Here is a 21,088-nt window from a genome sequence, read left to right as displayed (position 1 = left end):
GAGAGAGGCGCTGCGAGATGGCTGGGGAGGGCGGAGCGCGGGGCGTTCCCCACGTCGCTCCACCCTCCCCGTTGAATGGGCGCTGGCTACTGGCAGACGGTGACGCCAGAGACCGGCGTCGCGAGCTCCAGCACGTCCACCTTCATCGTGATGACCAGCGCGGAGGCCTCGGCGAACAGCGCGGGAGGCACGTTGCCCAGTCGGATGTTGAAGGTGCCGAAGGGCGACAGGCCATTGCCGGCGATGGTCGCGAACGGCTGCTGGAGGTCCTGCGCGAAGAGGGTCAGCACCTCGATGTCATTGCCGAACAACAGGTGCGGAGCCCCCACGAGGAAGTCCTGGTTGAGCATCACGTAGTTCTTGATGCCCGCCGTGGAGGGGTACGCCAGCACGTCGCCCCACCGCACGGGCACCGTCAGGCCCGCCTGGGAGTCGGACGCGTTGGTGCTGCTGAAGGGACGGACCACCTGGACGCCCAGGTTCTTGATGATGGGCATGTGGTGCTGGCAGAGCAGCGCGCCACCCTGGCCTCCCACGCTGTACAGGTCATCCGGCGTGAGGGTGATGCTCACTTCGCCCGTGCCCAAGAGGAGCGTGTTCCACAGCGTCTCCGAGCGCTCCGGGTTCGCCGCGTGCCACTGGGTGGGCATGTTGAACGCGGGGTTGGGGAAGGCGAAGGCGAGCGCCACGTCCTTGGGCAGCTTGTCGGTGATGCGTGCCTGGGCCAGGGCGCCCTCGACAGCGGTGACGGCCGCGAGCGCCTTGTCGGCGAGCACCGTGAAGTCGTCGGACCAGTTCGCCTGCAACAGCGCGTTGATGTCCGCGTTCGTCTTCAAGCCCACGAGCGAGCTGGGGTGGCGCAGGTCCAGCGTCGGGTAGAGGTACTCGGTGACGAGCCCCGTCAGCGCGCGCGACTTGTCACGCAGCTCCTCGCCATCCAGGTTGCGCAGGCGCCACAGCGGCAGGAGGCGCAGCAGCCGTGCCTGGTTGGCGCCCATCGTCAGGTCATCCGCCAGGGACTGGATGTCGAGCAGTTGGAGTTCGATGGCGCGCTCCACGGTGCGCAGTTGCACCAGTCGCTCCAGCCGGGCGAGCTCCTGGGTGGCGAAGGAGACGAAGAGCGCGCTGAAGATGTCTGGCATGCCGCTCATCTGGCAGCCCGGGCACTCCACGCTGTACTGCTGGAGCAACCGGGACTCGGCGGTGACGCGCAGGGCCTCCAGCTCGCTGCTCGTCACGCGCCCCTGTTCCACGTAGGCGGGCGTCGCCCCGCGCAGCTCGGTCATCACCGTGGCCATGGCCTTGCCCAGCGCCCGGGCGGCTTCGCCGGTGGGCATCAGGCGCACGCTCTTCACCGTGAGCCGATGCGACAGGTCGTCCGCGCAGGAGCCCACGTCGTTCACCACCAGGAAGTAGTCGGTGTCCGCCTCCACGACGACGCCCGTGTGGGGCGACTGGAGCACCTGCACGTCGCGGATGTGGTTGCGGCCGGTGCCTCCCGGCGTCATCGCCACCAGCAGCAGGCTGCCCACCGGCGCGTTCGGGAAGGGCGTGTTCGGCAGGCGCAGGCCCATGGAGAAGCTGGCGGTGCTGCGCTGCTCGCTGCCGGACTGCTGGTCGAACGTCCCTTCGATGCCCGTCGAGTTGTTCACGCAGGCCTCGGCCGACACGTACGCCGTCGTCCCGTTGCCGAAGAACTCCGCGCCGGCCTCCGTCTTGACGCCCGCGCACAGCCGGGTCTCCACGGAGCTCTTCGAGAACATGGACAGGTTCGCGCTCTCCGCTTCGTAGCCACTGCCGGAGTAGGTGACGGTGTAGCCCCCGGGTCCCGTGAGGGCCTGGCCGTTGCCCAGGTTGATGGCGGACGGCGTGCCGCTCGAGGGATGGGGCAGCATCGCTCCGGAGATGGCGCAGCTCGGCGTGTACTCTCCAGACACCTCGAAGTTCAGCAGCTCGCCGCGCAGCGCGGGGATGCCGAAGGCCTGGGGACCGCCGACGCCGCCCGGCCCCGGCTGACGCACCGCGAGCGAGAGGATGTTGAACGTCCCACCCGGCGACCAACGGGCCTCATCCGCGCCGATGCTGAGCACCTGCACCGGGCCGCGCTGGATGTCCGTGCCCAGGTTCGGCGACTCGTTCTCCAGCGTGGTGTTGAACGCCGCCGCGAAGTCGCTGAACTGCATCCGCTGTATCTCCAGGTTGTCCTGGAGCCCGACGAGGTCCGCGTTGAGCGAATAGAACTCGTTGAGCTTGCGCGCCAGCGTGGTCCGCACCGTCTTCTGGTTGGCGGCGTTGGCCACCTCGCCGAGCACCTCGTTGATGAGCGCGGCGCGGTGCTGGGTGAACTCGTTCAGCGCCGTCGTGAGCGCGCTCTTGCGCGTGGCCACCACGTCGTTGATGAAGTTGGCCTTGTACTCCTCCGTGCCCGTCTTCAGCGTGTCGCGCGTGGTGCTGACGAAGAAGCCGGACTTGGCGTAGCTGCTGGAATACGCATCCGCCTTCTCCACCAGTTGTGCCCAGCGGGCCAGCGGAGGAGGCGCGCCAGCGGCGCCGCTCTTGAGCAGGGCGGGGCTGTACGTCGTCTCGCCCGTGGCGGAGAGGACGGCCTGGGTGAAGGTGACGTGGTTCGAGTGCAGCAGGCCGAACACCGAGACCCAGCCCGCGTGGTCTTCGCCGGCCGTGTTCAGCTTGTTGGCCGCTGAAATCGCCGCCTGGAGCGTGGTGGCCTCCGGCACGGCGCCGAAGAGGGCCCACAGCTCCCCCGTCTCGGTGTCCACGGTGCCCGCCGCGCAGCCCTTGAAGCGGCAGCCCAGGTCATGCAGGTAGCTGAAGTCCTCCATGCGCTGGAACAGGCCGCTGAAGCCATCACCCAAAAGCATCAGCAGGGGAGGGCCGCTCATTGCTGGCGTCCCCGTCAGGGTGGCCTTGAGCACCGCCTGGTCCACGAGCAGCCCCGCATTGAGCGGCTGGGCGTGCAGGGGCAGCCCGTTCACGTTCAAGAGGGCGTTCTCGTAGGCGACCTTCCAGAACATGCCGAACGTCTCGCTGAGCTGCTTCATCAGCGTCGGGCTGTTGAGGGCGCCGGGGAACATCTGCGCCTGCTGCACCGCGTACCAGTCGCTGATGGACTTCAGGTGGGTGCGCACGTCGTCCGCGTTGGGGACCTTGCGCTGGAGCGTGTCGTTCGGGACGTCATCGCGGCGGATGTCGGAGAGGGTCCGCTCGTACAGCTTCAGCCACATGGCGTGGTACTTCTCGCGGTACACGTCACCCTGGCAGACGCCCGCGGGCACCGCCGCGACCTGCGAAGCCAGGCCCACGCAATAGGCCGCTTGCGAGCGCGCGGAGATACCGGGGACGTGGGACGAGGACAGTCGGGTGCAGAGGTCCATCGACGCGTTGAGCGCCGTCAGGCTGGTGCCGCAACCGGGCGTGGACGGCGGGATGAAGCCCGCGCTGCAGTTCGTGTTGGCGGACGGGTCGGACAGGTACAGGCCTCGGATGAACTGCACCTGCGCGGGCGTCAGTTGGTGTCCGTGGAGCTCGAAGAGCAGCTTCAGCCGGGAGACGACCTCCGTGCGGAGCTGTGCGCCACCGGCTCCGGCCGGGAGACCCGAGGCGAGCCCCTGCTGCACCAGACAGTCGTACTTGGCGGTGACCTGCACGGCGGTGGAGGCGGCGGTGAGCGTCAGGTGGTCACACGTGCGGCAGAGCGGCTGCTGCACATAGAGCGGCGAGGGCTCGTAGTTCTTCGGCGTCATCGCCGCCCACTTCGCGGCCGCGGCCAGCTTCACGGAGTTCAGCGAGGTGTCCGCGGGGTGGAACAGCGGGTTCGCGTTGCAGGCGGTGGCCACGTCATTGCCGAAGTTGTTGTGACGGCACGTGGGGTAGATGGGCTTGGACGGGTCCGGGCACGAGTGGTTGCCCGTGGACGCACCGCAGGCCGGGTCCGCCTTGGCGATGTACGTGGGCCACAGGGTCAGCGTGAAGGTGCACGAGCCGGAGTTGACCTCCCGCTCGGTGGCCCCCTGGACTGACTGGATGACGACGAGGTTGCGGTCCGCGAGCGGCAGGCTGTTGCGCTTCGCGTTCGCCGCGGCCAGGCACTGGGTGGCGCAGTTGAAGCGGGTGACGTCCGTGCAGAGCTCCACATCGGGCGTGTGCGGCTTGGGTCTGCACTCCTGTTCCGTGTACGCGGTGCAGGAAGTGACTGTCTGGCTGAAGTTCGTCGTCGCGCGGCCCTGGACGCCGAACTGGGGCAGCCGGCACGTCGGGTAGTCGTAGCAGGTCATCGTCTCGAAGCCGGTGGACGGGCCACAGGTGACGTTGGTTCCGGACTTGTTGCAGTCCAGCCCGTACTGCCACGGCACCGCGCAGATGTTGGACGGGTCTCCGGCGGAGGCCCAGGCCAGCCGCGTGTCATCACACGCGCCATTGAGGGACTGCGAGGCCTCCGACAGCGCCTCCACGCCGTTCAACTCCTCCTCGGTGGCCTCGCCGCAGGCCACCAGCGCACAGAGGACTGCGAGACACCACGGGCTCGACGGACGCATGAAACACACTCCTCCCGTGGAGCACCCGCGTGTGCGCGGCTCCCGGGTCTCCGGGCGCTTCCAGGGCGCCCTCTGTCAGGGACTGCGATGGGAACCGCGCGGGCCCAGGCTCTGACGGGAGCGAGGGCCCTCGGCGGGGTCGTGAAGGCTGTCAGCGATGGGAACGGAGCCCGCGCCGGATATTCCCGGGGATTATTCCGCTCCCGGTGCTCCCGGGCTCAGCGTCGAATCTGGCCCACGGGTCAACGGGTCCAGGTCTTCGTCACTTCCGCCACGGGTTGCGCCGTGCCGCGGCATGGGGCAGGGAAGGAACCATGCACAGTCCCATTCTCGCTCCCGTCGTCGCGCTCGTGTCCTGGTCCATGGTCATGTGGGCCTGGATGTACGCCACGCGCTTGCCGGCCATGTTCAAGGCCAACATGAAACCCGACCCGTATGCACCGCGCGGCGAGCAGATGAGCCAGCTGCCGGCCCAGGTGCGCTGGAAGGCCGACAACTACAACCACCTGATGGAGCAACCCACCATCTTCTACGCCATCACCCTGGCCCTGGCGCTGCTGGGCGAAGGAACGGGCCTCAACCTGATACTGGCCTGGAGCTACGTGGGCCTGCGCGTGGTGCACAGCCTGTTGCAGGCGCTCATCAACAAGATCGAGCTGCGCTTCTTGCTCTTCGTGCTGTCGTCACTGGCGTTGGTCGGACTGACGTTCAGGGCGGCCATGGCCGTGCTCTGAGCAGGTCATCGCGAGCCGGGCCCCAGTCCGGCTCCCAGCGCGAGGGTCACCACCTCGGCGATGGCGACCTTCTCGAGCAGCTCGACCTTCGGAATGCCGGGGATGTTTCCCAGCACCCTCGCGGCCCGGAGCGACGCGAACCCATGGCACAGGGACAACGCGGCGATGGCCCGGGCGACGATGGCGTCGGGCGGCAGCCCCGGGTTGCCCTCGGCGACCACCTCGAACAGGGTCAGCAGGGAGCGGTCGGACGCCTCGTGGACGGACGCGAAGCGCACCCGGTCCTCGATTTCGGGCAGGAACATGATGCGGTAGTGCGAAGCGTGCTCCTTCGCGAACGAGAGATACGCGGTGGCGATACCCGTCAGCTTGCCCGCCACGGTGGGCTCACTCGCCACGGCCCGCGCGACGCGCTCCGCGAGCAGGTCGTAGCCCTCGGTGGCCAGCGCCGCCAGGAGCGACTGCTTGTCCGGGAAGTGGTGGTAGGGCGCTCCGGGAGACACGCCCGCGGCCCGCGCGAGGACCTGGATGGTCAGCCCCGTGACGTCGCCTTCCCTCAGGAACTGGATGGCCGCGTCCAACAGCGCCCGGCGCAGATCCAGGTGGTGATAGCCGCGAGGCTTCGCGGCTTTCTTGGCCGTCTTGGCTGCCGGCTGACGCGTCTTCGGTGTGCTCACCACGTGACTCCCATCTTCTTCGTGGGGAGCATAGGCCGCGACAACACGCGTCGTCAGTCGCGGCGTGCCGTCAGGTCGAGCGTCGACTCCTTCTGGATGTGCCCGATGCCGACCTTCATGTATGCGGCGAAGTCCTCCTCGACGAAGTCCTTGAGGATGCCCTCGGTGGGCCACCCATTGCCCCGGAAGCGATAGGTCCAGGTCAAGTGCGTCCCCGTCGCGGTCGGCGCGAAGCGGAACTCGCCCACCGCGTACTGGACGGCGCGCCGTGCCTCGTTGGTGAAATTCCAGACGACGTACTGGAACCGACGGCCTTCCTCGACGACGAGCAGCTCCTCGAGCGAGGTGTTCCCATCGCGCAGCACCACGCGCCGGCGCGCTCCAGGGCTGCCCCAGGCGGCGGAGAGGACATCGGTCCGCTCGATGCCGGCGAGCTTCTCGGTTCCCAGCAGGATGCGCTCCAGCGGGACATTCACCAGCCAGGGCAACAGCACCTCTGGAGGCGCGGCGATGTCGGTCTCGACCGTGTGCGCGATGAACGGCGCCTCAGGCTCCACGGTGGGGGCCGGCGTCGAGCGGTGCAGGGTGTCTCGCTCCGTGACGGAAGTCCCCGACGCATAGCCGATGGGCGTCGCGCACGCGCTCAGGAACACACCACAGGCAAGGGACAGCAGGGTGACGGCAGGTGTCGCGATCCGCGGCATGGCTGTTCTCCTGGAAAGACGAATCTAAAAGATATTTAGATGTGAGGGCATGGGTTGTCAAGGCGACCACGAGTCGCCGGTTGAGCGGGGACCTGGTTGCATCCGTCCCAGCCCATTCGAGGCCAGGGCGCCTCGGAGCTGACGCGAGTGAAGCGATTGCCTCGCGGCCCTGTCGCTCAGAGCGCGGCGAAGACATCGCCGAGCGTGGCGAGCATCGACTCCGAGCTCCTCACGCGGAACGTCGACTCGGTGACGCGCGCCGACTCGATGCGGTCGACGCGGAGCATGCGCACCGCGCCTCGCAGGTGGTCCCAGACGAGGAGGAACCAGGCGGGCCAACTGAGCAGCAGGTAGTGCGGCTCCACGACGCGCACCGTGCTCGCGTCGTTCGAGCGGTAGGTCAGCTCCAGCGCGCGTTGCTCGAAGAACGACTCATGGATGGGACGGAGCACCGCGAGGCTGGGGGCCTTCCACGTCGCGGCGACGTTCCGCGAGCTGGGGCCGACCAGAATCCTCCGGCGCAGCCCGCTCACCCGGGTGCGCTCCTCCGGTGGAAACGAGGCGGAGAGCTTCTGCCGCAAGCCCTTGAGCGTGGAGAGCAACAGGGGGGAGCCCAGTTGCTCCGCGAGCGCCAGGGCGAGCATGAGGTCGAGGACTTCCCGGGTGTCGAGCTGAACGCGCCCAAGCCCCGTTCGTGGCGGCACGCGCACGCCACCGCCTCGCCCCGCGTCGGACTCGATGGGGACACCGCGGGCCGCGAGCCGGGACAGGTCTCTGCGGATGGTCCGCACGCAGACGCCCAACTCCTCCGCCAGTTCTGGTGCGGTCCACGATGGGCGTGAGGCGAGGAGGCCGAGGACGCGGTCCAGGCGGTCGATGACGGGTTCGCGTTTCAAACGTGACTCATTCTGTCACCTTTAGGGGGGATGGTCACTGTGTCGCGAACGAACGCGGCCCCGGACACGAGAGACCCATGACCTTCATGCGCGGAATGAGCACCATCAACCTCTGGGCGGACGACCTCCGGGCGGCGACCCGCTGGTACTCGGAGTTGCTGGGCGTGGAGCCCTACTTCAGCAGCGAGGCCGCCGGGCGAGGCCCCGGTTACGTCGAGTACCGCATCGGTGACTATCAGCACGAGCTGGGCATCATCGACCGACGGTTCGCGCCCCCTGGAATCGCCACGAGCCGGGGTGGGGCCGTCGTCTACTGGCACGTCGATGACGTCGCCGGAGCGCTCTCACGACTGCTCGCGCAGGGGGCCGAGCTCCTCGAGGGCGTCACCGAGCGGGGCCCCGGTTTCGTCACGGCGTCGGTCATCGACCCCTTCGGCAACGTGCTGGGTGTCATGTTCAATCGGCACTACCTGGACGTCCTCGGAGCCCGTGATGCCGCGCGCTGAGCGAGGTGCCGTCGCCGAGGCCCCGGTGAGGGCGTTTCGCGGCGTGGCGGAGTTCGAGGCGTGGCTGGAGGAGAACGGCGGCGCGCCCGAGGGGGTCTGGTTGAAGCTGGCCAAGAAGGGGACGGGCATCACCTCGCTGACGGACGACGAGGCGGTCGACGTGGGGCTCTGCTTCGGCTGGATATCGGGCCTGAGGAAGTCCCTCGATGACCGCTTCTATCTCCAGAAGTACGTGCCGCGCCGGCCGCGCAGCCGTTGGTCGCGCGTGAATGTGCGGAAGGTGGAGGCGTTGCTCGCCGAGGGCCGGATGCGACCGGCGGGGCTCGCCGAAGTCGAAGCCGCCAAGGCCGATGGGCGCTGGGCCGCCGCCTATGAGTCGCAGCGGAACGCCACCGTCCCCAGCGACCTGACGGCCGCGTTGTCCGCGAACCCCCAGGCCGCGCGAGCCTTCGAGGCGCTCGGGAAGACCCGGCGGTATGCCCTCATCCTGGAGATCGTGACGACGCGCACGGAGACGGGCCGCACGAAGCAGGTGCGGCGCATCGTCGACTCGCTCGGTTCCGAAGACCCTTGAGTCGTCTACACGCCCCCGGGAGTTGCCGCACCCCCCGGGAGGGTCATGTCCGCGATGAAGAGCCGGTGGCGCTTCCCCTACCGACCCGCCTCCATGCCGTCAGCCAACGTGGCGACTATCTGCCCAGGGAGAAGCTCCCTCCCCAGGCGCCGTAGGAGAGCGTGGTGATGCCGTTGCGAGTGGTGCCGGTGTAACTGCTTTGTCCCGGTTGGATGGTGACGACCACCGTGCCTCCCGTGGCGGGAATCACTCCCGCATGCACCCCGGCCGCGCAGGCATCCGAGTCATCGGTATAGAGGTCCGTGCCCCACAGGACTCCTCCACTCACGGCCGGGCAACCGCACCGGATCTGCGTCCCGTTCTGCCCACGGTAGGACGTGAAGTTGTAGCTGGAGCAGCTCTGCGCCGGTGGAAGCTGGAATGAGAAGCTCCCTCCCCATGCGCCGTAGGAGAGCGTGGTGATGCCGTTGCGAGTGGTGCCCGTGTAGCTGCTCTGTCCCGGTTGGATGACGACGACCACTGTTCCTCCGGTGGCGGGAATCGCGCCCGCATGCACCGCGGCGGCGCAGGCATTCGAGTCATCGGTATAGAGGTCCGTGCCCCACACGACGCCCCCGCTCACGGCAGGGCAGCTGCATCGAATCTGCGTCCCGTTCTGCCCACGGTAGGACATGAAGTTGTAGCTGGAGCAGCTCGGGACCGTGCCTCCGTAGAGGGCGTCCAGCGCGGTGTTGTCGGAGCTGGTCCACTCGCCAGTCTCGGTGGAGCGGAAGCAGGAGTTCATGACGGAGCCGCCGACGACGGCCGTGGTCGGAGTCCCGGGGATGTGGATGGCGCCCACGCCCGCGTCTCCCTCGTCCCCGCCAGCGCCGCAGCTGATGCTGCGATTGTAGTAGTCCGAGTGGCGGAAGCCGACCGCGTGGCCCAGCTCGTGGGTGATGACGTGCTCGTTCACATCGGCGCTGTAGTCGTTCAGACCGGTGCCGATGTTGATGATGCCGTAGGGCAGCCCGCCCGAGGGGAAGCCGGCGGAGCCTCCGGTGCCGGACGTGGTCTGCGCGGTGATGTTCGCGGTACAGCCGGTGGCCGGTCCGCGCGCGAAGGTGATTCGCAGCCCCCGCTCATTGTAGTTGGCGATGGCCAGGTCGAGCCCCTGGCTCAGCATCGGGTAGCTGTCGAAGGTGGCGGTGGAGTTGACGCAAATCCTGGTCACGCTCGAACCGACGAGGTTGGTCGTGCGGTACTGCTCCTCGCTCTCCAGGGGGACCTGAAGCATCTCCCGGGACGCCTCGAGCGTCACATGCGCGTCACGGCCCACATACACGGCGTCGTCGGCGACCAGGATGTCGTCGGCCGGAAAGCCGGCCTCCAGCAGGTTGGAGATGATCTCCTCGTTCTCTGCCTGCGGGTCCGGGCCGCAGCCGACCAGCAACGCGCCACAGCTCACCACGAGGACTGCCGCTTTCTTGAACATGGGGGCTCGTTTCGCGGACAGCGGGGATGCGCCGTCCGCCTGACAGGCCAGGCGACACAGCGCGACGGCCCACCAAGCATTTCCCTGTTCAAGGCCGGCAATGTCGTGAAAGCCTGACTGACTGTTGATGTCTGGATGGATCGCGAGGCGAATGCCTCTTCACCCTGACGCGGGTCATCCAGAGAGGACCAGAATCGGCGGTGCGCTGCAGCCCAACGAGACCTGGACGCTCCATCCGCGCGAAGTAGGATTCGCGCATGCTCAAGGTCTACGGCTTCTCCCGAGTGAACAAGATGGCCCGTGGCAAGACCCGAGACCTGCGCGTGCTGTGGGCGCTGGAGGAGATGGGGCTGCCATACGAAATCGTGGGGATGGATCATCCGCGGCACGACCTTGATGCGCCCGCGTATCGCGCGCTCAATCCGTTCGGACAGATTCCGGTCATCGACGACGACGGCGTGGTCGTCACCGAGTCGGGCGCGATCCTGCTCTACCTCGCGCGCAAGAGCGGCAAGCTGATGCCGCGCGACCTCGCCGGCGAAGCGCAGGTGCTGCGCTGGTGCGTCGCGGCGCTGAACACGATCGAGGTCCCGCTCCTGACCGCGTGGTTCGTCGACCTGAACGGCGGCAAGGGTACCCAGGGAAGCGATGCGCTTCACCGGTGGGGGGCCATGCGCCTGAAGCAGCTCGACGGCTGGCTCGAGGGCAGGGAGTTCATCGCGACCGACGAGTTCACCGTCGCGGACCTCTTGATGACGCATGTGCTGGGCGCCGGCATCGACGAGAGTGTCGTCAAGGACCATCCCAACGTGCTCGCCTTTCAGAGGCGCTGCATCGCGCGCCCGGCCTGGAAGAAGGTGTTCGACGCCTACTGTGACCGCGTCGAAGCGGGCTGAGCGCAAGGCGCGTCGTCATCCCCGTCGGAGCGGAAGCCTAGAAGCCTCCGTCGCGGGTCGCGGGGTTCGAGGTCGCGGGTCGCGGCGGCGGGAAGACGGGCGAGTAGCAGGCGCCCTTGTAGACGTAGCTGTCGTCGTCACAGTCCTTCAGCGGGACATCGAGCTTGAGCCAGCACCCACCCCGCAGGGCGACCTGGGAGCGGCGGGGACATCGGCCGCTGGAGTCCGGACGAAGTTGCCCCGGAAATGGTGTCGTGGGCATGTCCGTGGCGAGCGTCATCCAGATGGACGGCAGGTCCAAGGCGGACACGGGAGAGGTCATCGCGGAGTCGCCGACCGCCACCGTGTCTGCATCGCCCATGTGCTGATTCGCTTCCGTCCATGCCTCCAAGGACTTGCTGTCGGACACGGTACGCCAGCGCCAGATGGCACCCGAGCCAAGTGCGCAGCACAGGCCCACGGCCGCGAGCCAGGGGCGCCAGGTCAGCGGGACGACACGACGTCTGACGGGCGGCAGTTTCCAGAGGTGGAGTTGCGCGTCCGCCTTGGGCCCCAGCTCCCTGGCTGCCTGTTCCAGGGCTTCACCCAGTTCGCGGGCACTGCCACGCGCGGCGGGCTGGAGGGAGAGCATCCGGGTGATGAGGCGACTGAGCTCATCGGGGCATCGCGGGTTGAGGGCATGAGGAGGGCGGGCGCCCGTCGCCTTGTCGGACGTGTCGTACCAGCAGCGGGAGGCCGCATCGCGCGGGTCACACGAGGCCGGGTACTGCTCGGTGACCAGCCGATAGGCGCTCACCCCCAGGGCAAAGACGTCATCCGCCGGGCCCGCTGTGTAGGGGTCGTCCCTGGAAGGGGAGGTCTCGGTCACGAAGCGCCAGGCCTCCGGGGAGCGGTAGGCAGAGGTTCCGGGGGGAGGCTCACGCCACGTCAGGCGGGAAGCGCCCCGGTGTGTGCTGGAGCCGAAGTCGGTGAGGAAGACATGCTCATCAGCGGAGCGCACCAGGACATTGGTTCCCTTCACATCTCGGTGCACGCCACCCACGGCATGGACGGCCTCGAGTGCGCGAGCGAGTGCCGCGAGGACTCGGAGCACGCGGCGGGGTGTCGACGGCACGAGCCGTGCCCAGGAATAGAGCGATGGGCCGTCCACCAACTCCATGGCGAGGTACGGATGGGGCCGCCCCTCGGGTGACACCCAGGTTCCATGACCCAGCAGTCGCGGGACGCTGGGGTGATGAAGAAGGCCGAGGAGTTCAACCTCACGCTGGAAGCGAGGGTCCTGTGGTGTCGCGGAGAGCTTGAGGGCACAGGGGCAGGGCTCTCCGGAGCCCATGGACACCGCGCGATAGACGGTGCCGTGAGCGCCGCGTCCAAGCTGCTCCAGCACGAGCCAGGGGCCCACGCGTGCCCCCACGGGCAGGTACGCCGGATTCAGGTCGCCCAACGCCATGTCGGTTCTCGCGAGGAGGCGCGGTTCATCCCGCGTGAAGAGAGCCTAGCTCGACAGCTCGCCTCCCGAGGCCTGGGGGCGTTCACGCCTTCACGCGGGTGAACTCCATCACCCAGTTGGTCTCCCAGCTCTGGCCCTCGTCGGGAGAGAAGGCCTGCTCCCAGCGAGCGGTGTCCTGGCCCAGTCGGGTCCACGTGAAGCGCACGCGGATGGCGCGGCCCTCGAACGTGTCGTTCGTCTCGAACACGCCCACGTCACCCGAGAAGGAGCCCAGCACGGGTGGGTCGATGGTGTGGTTCCGGTTGTCCACCCAGGTGATGGACCACTGTTTCGTCGCGGGGTTGTAGACCCGGAGCGCCAGGCCCACGAAGCCGGGCCAGAAGTCGCTGCGATAGGTCTCCTGATTGCCGAGCCCGCCCGGAAGGGGATGCTCCTCGGCGGTGGCCTCGAACGGGACCCACTCGGTGCATCCCTTCAACCGCTCCTTGATCCGACGGTTGTGCACCCGCCAGGTTCCCATGAGGAAGTCGAAGTCTCCCGCCCCGTCGTTCTGTCCCTGTGTCCGCACGCGCGCCGCTCCGTTCAGGATGTCGAGGCCCCACCTCGGGGCCACTGAACGCGCACGGTAGAGAGCATATAGGGCGAACCCCGCCCTGATTCGGACAGGCTCCGACTCACTCCTTCCGGGAAGCCTTGCGCCGCGTGAGGCGCGCCTCGAGCCCGGCGAGCATGGCTTCGAGCCCGAACTCGAATTCCTTCTCGATGTCGTGTCGGGCGAGGACGGCCACCAGCTCATGGACGCGCGGGAAGTCCTGCTTGCTGAGCTGCTCGTAGGCGGGCCGGGACTCCTCCTCGGGCCGGGTCGGCGAGTAGCCCGCGACAGTGTGGCCGACGACGAAGGCCACCATCACCTGCAAGGTGCAGAGGGCCTCATCGGCACTGAAGCCCGCCTTCCGGAGCAACTCGAGCGCCGCTTCGACGTGGATGATGGACGCAGGCGTGACGGCGGGGCGCGTCGCGAAGAGCGGCAGCGTGTGCGGATGGGCGCGGAGCACGAGCCTCAAGGCCCGCGCGTTGTCTCGAAGGGCGACTTGCCAGGTCGCCGCCTTCGTCGCCGCGGGCATCTCGGCGAGGACGATTTCGAACAGGCCATCGAGGATGGCCGCCTTGTTGGCGACGTGGTTGTAGAGGGACATCGCCTCCACGCCCAGCTCCTGCCCGACACGCCGCATGGAGATCGCCTCGAGCCCTTCGCTATCAACGACGCCCAGTGCCGCCCGCAGGATGCGCTCTCTCGAAAGGGGTTCGCGTTTGTTGGACTGTCTCATGGCTTCCTTGACAGACTTACGTCATAAGCTTACGTTGTAAGTCAATCATGTGGATTCGAGAGCGAGCGGTCGAGGAAGCCACTCCGTTGCCCCACGGCGCCACGCAGTCGGATGAGGTTCGCCTGCGCCAGTGGGTTGAACATCTCGCGGTTCCCCGGCACCTCTTCGCGAACGCCCGGAACAATGCCTGGGTGCGCGACGAGCTCGGGGCGGCCTTCGAGCGCTACGGCCTGTCGGTGCGAATCCAGGGTCGATATCGGAACGTCGTGGCGCTGCCTCGACACGCGAAGGGCAGGCCGGTGACGTTCGTGGCCGCCCACTACGACAGCGTTCCGGATTGCCCCGGTGCCGATGACAATGCGAGCGGCCTGGCGGTGATGCTGGAGTGTGCGCGGGTCCTCGCGCAATCCGACGCGGGCCCGCACGTGGGCTTCATCGGGTTCAACGCGGAGGAGGATGGGCTGTTGGGCAGCCGTGACTTCGTCGCCCATGGACTGCCGGCGCTTCCCTGCCAGCTAGGTATGGCGCACGTGCTCGAGATGGTCGGCTTTCGCAAACGCTCAGGCCCTGTCCAGGCGCTGCCGTTTCCGTGGGTCCCCCAGAGCCTCAGGGCGCCCGACTTCCTCGGGCTCGTGGGGAAGGGTCGCTCCAACGCCATCATGGACCGTGCCGTCAACTCGACCGAGTCGCCAGGGCTGCGGTTGATGACGGCGAAGACGTGGGGACCGCTCCACGTCCTGCTGCCCGACCTGATGCGCAGTGACCATTTCCCGTTCTGGACCGCCGGGAAACCCGCTGTGCTCTGGACCGATACCGGGAACTTTCGCAACCCGCACTACCACTGCTCGACGGATACGCCGGACACCCTCGACTACGGGTTCATGCGAGAGGTGTCCGTGCTGCTCAACGCGGTGGTCTCCAAGGGAGTCGTCTGACCTTCGCGCCGCGCGCAAGCAAACCCTTGCGCGCGGGCGCCCCTGGGACTTGCTCCCTCAGGGCTTCCCTGCGGCCTCGGCGGGGCACCCGGCCGTCGCGGTGTCGCGCTGGATGCGTCCGAGCGCGGGAGCCGCCAGCGGCTTGCCCCGGGTCTTCCAGTGCTCCACGAGCGCGTCGCGCAGCGTCAGCGCCTGACGCTCACCCAGGTCGATGCTCCCGGGCGCCAGCGTCTTGAGCACGTCCTCCAGCCCACCACCGCCGCGCGCCAGGAAGTCCGGCATGGCCACGCGGAATCGCTTGTTGGCCGGGAGCGGCTTCCCATTCGGCAGGGTGACGGAGGTGAGCCGCGAGGCCCCGTTGCACAGCTCCACCCGCACCTTCAGTCCCGACACCTGGAGGACGCCCTTGCGCCCAAAGCCGGCCTCCAGCAGCTTGCGCAGCTCCGCCGCCGAGACGGTGATGACGGCGAGGGTGTTGTCGAAGGGAAGCACCTCGTAGAACGCGCCGTAGGTGAGCTCGCCGGCCGGCAGGTCCGCGCGCAGTCCGCCGCTGTTGATCACCGCCACGTCCGTCGCGGAGACCTCGCGCAGCGCGTCCGCCAGCACGTTGCCGAGCGTGCTCTCCGCGTCATAGTTGCGCGTGAGCGCGGTGGGAACACGCACGCCCAGCGAGCGCTTCTGCTCCTGCTCCACGCGAGCGAACGCCGCGGTGAGCTGTGACTCCATCGCCGCGTCGGCCACCACCGGGCGCCCCCGGAAGGTGGCGGGGACCAGCTCCAGGCTCTTCGCCGCCTTCAGCTTCCGCTCGTCACACGTGCCCAGCGTCGCGTCCATGCGCGCGCACACGGGGATGGAGCCCTGAAGCACGGTCTGCTCGGGGAGCACCTTGCGCGTCACCGGGTCCACGAAGAGCTCCACGAGCCCGAACGCGCGGCCCCGGCCCGACGTCTCGATGACCGGCGTGCCGCGAATGAAGTGGCCCACGGGCTGGTGCGTGTGCCCGGCCACCACCGCGTCCAACGTCCCCTCGGGCAGGGTCTCCAGCAGCTCCACAATCTCGCTGTCCCCGCGGTCGCAAGAGGAGGCGTCGCGAGGGTCGTCCTGGCGCTTGCACACCGCCCCCGCGTGCGCCACCGCCACCACCACTTCGGCCCCGCGCGCGCGCAGGGCCTGGGCCGCGGCGAGCGCCGACTGAGCCAGGGGCGCGAAGCGCAGGCTCGCCACATTCACGGGGTTGGTCACCTGCGGGGTGTGGGGCGTGGCCAGGCCGAGGATGCCGATGCGCACCCCGCGCCGCTCCACCAGCCGCATGCCCTCGTTGCCAAGCCAGGTGGGAATCGCGCCCGTCTGGCTGTCGGTGACGTTGACCCCGAGCACCGGGAAGCGTGCCTGGGCGATTCGCGCCTTGAGCGCGCCGAACGGGTCATCCCCGTCGAGCGCCACCGAGCGGGGCCCCACGGGCCCGTAGTCGAACTCGTGGTTGCCGAGCGCCGAGGCGTCATACGCGAGCGTGTTCATCGCGCTGATGACCACCTCGCCCTCGGTGAGGTTGGAGGCGAGGGTGCCCTGGAAGAGGTCGCCTCCGTCCAGCAGCAGCACGCCGTCCGGATTCTCCGCCCGAAGGATGGACACGTAGCCCGCGAGCGTCGCCAGGCCGCCCTGGTCCACCCCGGTGCCGTCGGGCAGCGTGGCGCGGGAGGGCATCACCCAGCCGTGCAAGTCGTTGGTCCCCACCACGGTGATGCGCAGGGGGGCCGGCGCGGCTTTCACCTCGCTCGGGGGCGCGGGCGCCACCGGAGCGGCCTCCGGCACGGGCGGAGTGGACGAGGCGCAGGCGGCGAGGAGGGCGGACAGCAGCCCGAGGCGGAAGGGACGGATGGCGGAAGTCACACGCCCGTCTAGAACGGTGTCCCCGCCGGATTCAAGGGCCCTCGCTTCCGAAGCAGGACTTCCGGAAGCGAGGGCCCCAAGTGCGCGGGTGTGGCTAGTTGCGCACGCGCAGCAGCAGCTCGGCCTGCATCGGGCTGCGGCGGCTGGTCGCCGTGCCGAAGCGGTTGTTCGTGGGGCGGTACTGCTCCTGCACGAAGGTGACGTCGCTGTTGTTCAGGACGTTGAACATGATGAGCGTGAGCTCCATCTTGGTCTCCTGCGTCTTCACGATGCGGTTCAGGTCGTAGCGGGCCTGGACATCGAACATGAACTGGCTCGGCTGGCGCAGCTCGGAGATGGCCGCCGGGTCATTGAAGTCCGGCAGGCCGGTGTTGGTGTTGTAGGAGTGGCCGGTGCCGCGCTCCGAACGAGACACGCGCTGCCGGTCGACCGTGCCCTCGGTGAACATCCACATGGGCGCGCCGGTGCGGTAGTTGAACCGCACGCCGAAATCGAGACCGAACCGCGTGGTGTACCCGATGGCGCCCTTGATGGTGTGGCGGATGTCCTCGGGGGACGGACCCTCGAAGAAGCGCTTGAAGCGCGGGTTCACCCCGTAGCCGTCGAAGTAGTCGCCCACCGTGCCGTTGCTGTAGGCGAGGGTGTAGCTGGCGAGCAGATCCCACGGGCCCGTCTTGCCCTGCGCCCACAGGTCCATGCCCTTGTAGTCGCGCCAGGCGTCATCCGGGTTGTGGATCTTCACGATGGTGTGGTTCACGCCGTCCACGTAGTCCACCACGCGCGTGCCGGACGGATCCCAGACGCGGTTCATCTCCTCGTCCACCCACATGTTGGCGTACTTGCGGTAGGTGAGGTCGATGCCGATGACGGAGCCCTCGGTGATGGCGTGGTGCAGGCCGAGCGCGAGCTCGTCCACGTGCGGCGGCGTGTGGCTCGTCTTGTCGAAGTAGCGGCCAGAAGCGCCACCCGACACGCTGCACTGGGGGTTGCCGACGGTGTCCGGCGCACAGTCCGCGAAGGCGCCACCGGCGAAGGTGGACCGCACCGTGGTCAGCTCCGGGTTGGCGTGCTGCGCGATGAAGACGTCGCCCACTTCGTTGGAGCGGCCGTAGTGCACCTTGACCAGCGTGCTGCGGTTGCCGAACAAGTCGTAGGTGGCCGACAGACGCGGGCCCACGCCCACCAGGTTGGTGATGAACTGGTTGTCGTCGCCATACAGGCGGCCCACGTCCGCGCGGAGGCCCGCGACCAGCGTGAGGTAGCGGTTGACGTTCCAGCGGTCCTGGAGGAAGGCGCTGGAGATGAGGGTGCCCGCCTCGGTGGTCAGCGGGGCCTGCGCGCCGTCGGTGTTGTAGAAGTCCAGGCGCTCGTTGCAGAACTGGAAGGTCGACGGGTCCTCGGGGTTGCACTCGCCGTTGCGGTCATTGAAGCGCTGGTTGCCAATCACCTGCGTGGTCTTGTCGCCGCTCAGGTAGCTGAACTGCAGACCCGCCTTCATCTGGTGGTTCTTGAGCTTGAAGAGCAGCGTCGGGTCGAACTGGTAGCGCATGCGCTTCTCAGTGACCAGGTTGCCCACTTCGTTGCGCAGCGCGCCGGCGTTCCGGTACGTGACGCTGTTGTAGGTGTGGGAAATCTCCTGCGAGTCCTCGTCGATGGGGCCCTGCCAGATGTCCTTGAAGGTGGTGCCCGTCTGGAGCTGGAAGAGGACGTTGTCGGAGATGCTGCGGTCGTAGTTGACGATGGCGAAGAAGCCGCCGCGGTCGATCTGCGTCTCCGCCTCCGGGGCGGCGAACGTCGAGGCCACCTGGTTGGTGATGGTGTTGTTGTCGTAGTTGAACGCCAGGGACAGGCGGTCCTTCGGCGTGGGCTGCCAGGTGAGCTTCAGGCGGGCCAGGCGCGTCTGCGTGTCCGTCGTGCGGCTCTCCTCACCCAGCGGCGTGTCGCGCTGGGAGAAGTTCCACTGGCCGGAGACGTAGAACCACAGCTTGTCCTTGATGATGGGGCCGCCCACGCCCACCAGGGGGCTGTAGAAGGCCGTCTCGGACAGCGGCACCTCGTTCTGCGTGTAGTTGGCCACGTTGGGGTTCTGGTTGGCCGCGCCCCGGTACTTCGCGTTGGCCCACGCCGGCGAGAGAATCATCGTCACGTCGTAGGTGAACTTGTTGGAGCCGCTCTTGCTGACGACGTTCTGGATGAGGCCCAGCGAGTTGTACTGGGCGTCCAGACCGCCGGTCATGACCTCGAAGTTCTCCACCGCGTAGAAGCTCATCGGCGAGCTGATGCTGCCGTCCACCACGTCGGACGTGTCCATGCCGTCGATGAAGAACTTGCCGTAGCGCGACAGGCCGGCGCGCAGGCTGGGCGCGTTGCCGTTGCCCACGCCCGCCACCAGCTGGGGCATGGCCTGCACCTGCGTGAAGACGGGCGAGGTGGCCGCCTTCTCCGCGTTCATCACCGCGCCCATCTGCGCGGAGTCCGGGTTGATGATGGGGTTGACCTTCTCGACGATTTCGTAGGTGGCCACCGCCGTCTGCTCGGTGAACACCTCCAGCTTCACGTCCACCTGCGAGGCCTGGCCGAGCAGGACGGTGATGCCCGTCTTCTTGATGGGGGCGAAGCCCGGGACGTTGACCTCCAGGGTGTAGTTCTCGCCCGGGGGCAGGGTGTCGAACTCGAAGCGGCCGTCCTCGCCGCTGGTGCGCGACTGGGGCTGCAGCAGCGCCGGGCCCGTCACGGTGAGGGGCACCTCGGCGAGCGGGGCGCCCGTCGGGTCATAGACGTAGCCGGCCATGCGGCCGTAGTTCTGGCCCGCGGCGAGGGCGGGCACGGGGAGGGCCGCGACGAGCGCGAGCAGCAGCGCGAGCGCGCCGCCGCCCCGGAAGAAAGGCGTCTTCATGGAAGGGCTCTGGGAAGAAAGGGTGGCGCTCACAGGGTGCTCCCCACGACGAAGAGCACGCCGGCGTACCGGGTGACGGTGGAGAGGTTGAGCTCGGTCTCCGCGCAGGTGTCGACGCACAGACCGGTGTAGCTGGAGGCGGGCTTCGCCGCGGTCGCGGTGAAGGTGCGCAGGCGCACCACCGGCGACCAGCCTTCCTCGCCGGGGAGGGCCGAGAACAGGTACACGGGCGTCTCCGTGGTGGGCGCGCCCGTCGGCGGGCTCACCAGGACGCCGTCCATCACCCGCACGTTGCCGGTCTCATCCACCTGCACGGGGCCGCCGTCCAGGTAGGCCAGCTGCAGGCCGCGGTACCAGCCGCCCTGGGCTTTGAACTCGGAGCCCGTGCGCAGGGGGTTGAGCTGCGCGGACACGTCGATGATGGCGCGCAGGGCGAGCGTCGTCTCTTCCTCGGCGGCGCCACCGAAGGCACCCTTGGTGAGCGAGGCCACGTCCTTGATGGAGTTGCACTGCTCGGCGCCCGTGCCCGTCCAGCGCGCCACCTTCATCAGGGGCAGCACGGGGGGCGTGGTGTTGCCGGTGACGGTCAGCGGTAGCGCCGCGAAGAGGGGCCACTGCACCGTCTCCGGGTAGCTGTCGAGGCGGAAGTCAAAGTCCGCCTTGCCCGTCTTGCAGCCGTCCGCGAAGTCGTACGAGGTGGCGACCACCCTGCTCGCGGGCAGGAACGGACGTCCGGTCTCGTCCACGGGGACGCCCGAGTTGGTGAGCACGCCGCGGTCATCCTTGCGCTCGGTCGCGACCTGTCCCAGGTTGTAGAAGGGCACGTTGGTGCCCCTCACCCGGGCCGCCGCCGGCCGGTAGATGCCGCTGGTGGGCCTGAACTTGGAGTCGAGGTTCGTGGCGTCGATGACTCCTTGGTACTTGTCACCGACCTCCTCGTTCGACTCACCACACGCCATCGCACTCAGGGCTGCCGCGAGCCCGAGTACGCACTTCATTTTTGTCTGCACGGAAAAAACCTCTGGGGATGGGACGAGGTGGCGGCCCTCTAGCACGAGTCTCAGGTCCTCAGGTATCAGTTGAGTGGCGTCCTCGTGACAGACCCCCCGTTCTGCTGGTGCAGCACGATTACATCCCGAGGACTCTTCCCCAGCTTGTGGTATGCCCTGCCCCGGCATGTTCGCGCAGCAGACCGACCCTCCCTCGCGCATCCTCGGCTTTGCCGCCTTCTCGATTGCCGTGCACGTCGGCATCGTGGCGGTGCTGATGTTGCTGGTGAAGCCCATCGCCCTCGAGGCGGAGCAGCCCATCGAGGTGGTGCTCAACCTCGTCAAGGCGCCGCCTCCGCCGCCTCCACCGCCCCCACCCGCGCCGAGCAGGACGACGCCTCGTCAGGTGGAGAAGAAGCCCCGGACGGAGCTCCGCACGCCCGTGGAGGTCAAACCCGTCCCCGTGGAGGTGCCCGCGGAGCCGGAGCCCGCGGAGCCGGAGCCCGAGGCGCCCCCCGAAGAGGGCGGTGTCGAGGGAGGTGTGGCCGGCGGGGTAGCGGGTGGGGTTGTCGGAGGAGTGGTGGGA

16 protein-coding genes and 1 pseudogene are annotated in these 21,088 nt (G+C 68.2%); 6 read left to right on the top strand and 11 right to left on the bottom strand.

Features of this window, described 5'->3' with window-relative positions; all coding sequences use genetic code 11:
- Positions 1-86 precede the first annotated feature (86 nt).
- Positions 87-4,553 (bottom strand): hypothetical protein, encoded by a 4,467-nt coding sequence (locus tag FJV41_RS12765; protein WP_141642734.1) that lies wholly within the window; start codon positions 4,551-4,553, stop codon positions 87-89.
- Positions 4,554-4,867: 314 nt separating this feature from the next.
- Between FJV41_RS12765 and FJV41_RS12760 the strand changes: the two genes are divergently transcribed.
- A complete protein-coding gene (locus FJV41_RS12760; protein WP_141642733.1) occupies positions 4,868-5,287 on the top strand; it encodes an MAPEG family protein in 420 nt (139 codons plus the stop codon).
- 5 nt (positions 5,288-5,292) lie between these two features.
- Here the strand turns inward: FJV41_RS12760 and FJV41_RS12755 are convergent, their stop codons facing one another.
- The 3 genes from FJV41_RS12755 to FJV41_RS12745 form a co-directional block, all read right to left on the bottom strand.
- Positions 5,293-5,964 (bottom strand): TetR/AcrR family transcriptional regulator, encoded by a 672-nt coding sequence (locus FJV41_RS12755; RefSeq protein WP_141642732.1) that lies wholly within the window; start codon positions 5,962-5,964, stop codon positions 5,293-5,295.
- A gap of 53 nt (positions 5,965-6,017) precedes the next feature.
- Positions 6,018-6,668: an SRPBCC family protein gene (locus tag FJV41_RS12750; protein WP_141642731.1), complete on the bottom strand. Its 651-nt coding sequence runs from the start codon at positions 6,666-6,668 to the stop codon at positions 6,018-6,020.
- Positions 6,669-6,844: 176 nt separating this feature from the next.
- Positions 6,845-7,564 carry a helix-turn-helix transcriptional regulator gene (locus FJV41_RS12745; RefSeq protein WP_141642730.1) on the bottom strand — a complete coding sequence of 240 codons (720 nt, stop codon included), beginning with the start codon at positions 7,562-7,564 and terminating at the stop codon, positions 6,845-6,847.
- A 77-nt stretch (positions 7,565-7,641) separates the two neighbouring features.
- Here FJV41_RS12745 and FJV41_RS12740 point away from each other — a divergent pair, with 77 nt between their 5' ends.
- Together FJV41_RS12740 and FJV41_RS12735 are read left to right on the top strand one after the other, a co-directional pair.
- Positions 7,642-8,070 (top strand): VOC family protein, encoded by a 429-nt coding sequence (locus FJV41_RS12740; protein WP_141642729.1) that lies wholly within the window; start codon positions 7,642-7,644, stop codon positions 8,068-8,070.
- A complete protein-coding gene (locus FJV41_RS12735; protein WP_141642728.1) occupies positions 8,057-8,644 on the top strand; it encodes a YdeI/OmpD-associated family protein in 588 nt (195 codons plus the stop codon). The genes FJV41_RS12740 and FJV41_RS12735 overlap by 14 nt, the downstream gene beginning before the upstream one ends.
- Before the next feature lie 115 nt (positions 8,645-8,759).
- Here FJV41_RS12735 and FJV41_RS54580 read toward each other — a convergent pair whose 3' ends face one another.
- Positions 8,760-10,118 carry a M57 family metalloprotease gene (locus FJV41_RS54580; protein ID WP_141642727.1) on the bottom strand — a complete coding sequence of 453 codons (1,359 nt, stop codon included), beginning with the start codon at positions 10,116-10,118 and terminating at the stop codon, positions 8,760-8,762.
- A 257-nt stretch (positions 10,119-10,375) separates the two neighbouring features.
- Between FJV41_RS54580 and FJV41_RS12725 the strand changes: the two genes are divergently transcribed.
- Positions 10,376-11,014, top strand: a complete 639-nt coding sequence (locus FJV41_RS12725; protein ID WP_141642726.1) for a glutathione S-transferase family protein — start codon at positions 10,376-10,378, stop codon at positions 11,012-11,014.
- Between the two features lie 37 nt (positions 11,015-11,051).
- Here FJV41_RS12725 and FJV41_RS12720 read toward each other — a convergent pair whose 3' ends face one another.
- The 3 genes from FJV41_RS12720 to FJV41_RS12710 all read right to left on the bottom strand — a co-directional run bounded on the left by FJV41_RS12720 (position 11,052) and on the right by FJV41_RS12710 (position 13,792).
- Positions 11,052-12,464, bottom strand: coding sequence for a serine/threonine protein kinase (locus FJV41_RS12720; protein WP_181790591.1), 1,413 nt, complete (start codon positions 12,462-12,464; stop codon positions 11,052-11,054).
- 82 nt (positions 12,465-12,546) lie between these two features.
- Positions 12,547-13,032, bottom strand: a complete 486-nt coding sequence (locus tag FJV41_RS12715) for a hypothetical protein (protein WP_246137173.1) — start codon at positions 13,030-13,032, stop codon at positions 12,547-12,549.
- A gap of 106 nt (positions 13,033-13,138) precedes the next feature.
- A complete protein-coding gene (locus tag FJV41_RS12710) occupies positions 13,139-13,792 on the bottom strand; it encodes a TetR/AcrR family transcriptional regulator C-terminal domain-containing protein (RefSeq protein WP_141642724.1) in 654 nt (217 codons plus the stop codon).
- Between the two features lie 47 nt (positions 13,793-13,839).
- On the opposite strand from FJV41_RS12710, the gene FJV41_RS12705 reads away from it, so the two are divergent.
- On the top strand, positions 13,840-14,727 hold the full coding sequence (locus tag FJV41_RS12705) for a M28 family peptidase (protein WP_141642723.1): 888 nt from the start codon (positions 13,840-13,842) through the stop codon (positions 14,725-14,727).
- A gap of 57 nt (positions 14,728-14,784) precedes the next feature.
- On the opposite strand, the gene FJV41_RS12700 is transcribed toward FJV41_RS12705, so the two are convergent.
- The 3 genes from FJV41_RS12700 to FJV41_RS12690 all read right to left on the bottom strand — a co-directional run bounded on the left by FJV41_RS12700 (position 14,785) and on the right by FJV41_RS12690 (position 20,511).
- Positions 14,785-16,617 (bottom strand): bifunctional metallophosphatase/5'-nucleotidase, encoded by a 1,833-nt coding sequence (locus tag FJV41_RS12700; protein ID WP_141642722.1) that lies wholly within the window; start codon positions 16,615-16,617, stop codon positions 14,785-14,787.
- Positions 16,618-16,711: 94 nt separating this feature from the next.
- The gene (locus FJV41_RS12695; RefSeq protein WP_141642721.1) at positions 16,712-19,513 is read right to left on the bottom strand and encodes a TonB-dependent receptor; all 2,802 of its coding nucleotides are present in this window, start codon (positions 19,511-19,513) and stop codon (positions 16,712-16,714) included.
- A gap of 29 nt (positions 19,514-19,542) precedes the next feature.
- Positions 19,543-20,511, bottom strand: a complete 969-nt coding sequence (locus tag FJV41_RS12690) for a hypothetical protein (protein WP_141642720.1) — start codon at positions 20,509-20,511, stop codon at positions 19,543-19,545.
- A 178-nt stretch (positions 20,512-20,689) separates the two neighbouring features.
- On the opposite strand from FJV41_RS12690, the pseudogene FJV41_RS52180 reads away from it, so the two are divergent.
- Positions 20,690-21,088: pseudogene (locus FJV41_RS52180) on the top strand (PaxA); the annotation flags it as partial.

This window comes from Myxococcus llanfairpwllgwyngyllgogerychwyrndrobwllllantysiliogogogochensis (genome assembly GCF_006636215.1).
Lineage (GTDB): Bacteria > Myxococcota > Myxococcia > Myxococcales > Myxococcaceae > Myxococcus > Myxococcus llanfairpwllgwyngyllgogerychwyrndrobwllllantysiliogogogochensis.
Note: the sequence above shows the minus strand (reverse complement) of the source record. Positions and strands in the feature narration are given on the sequence as shown.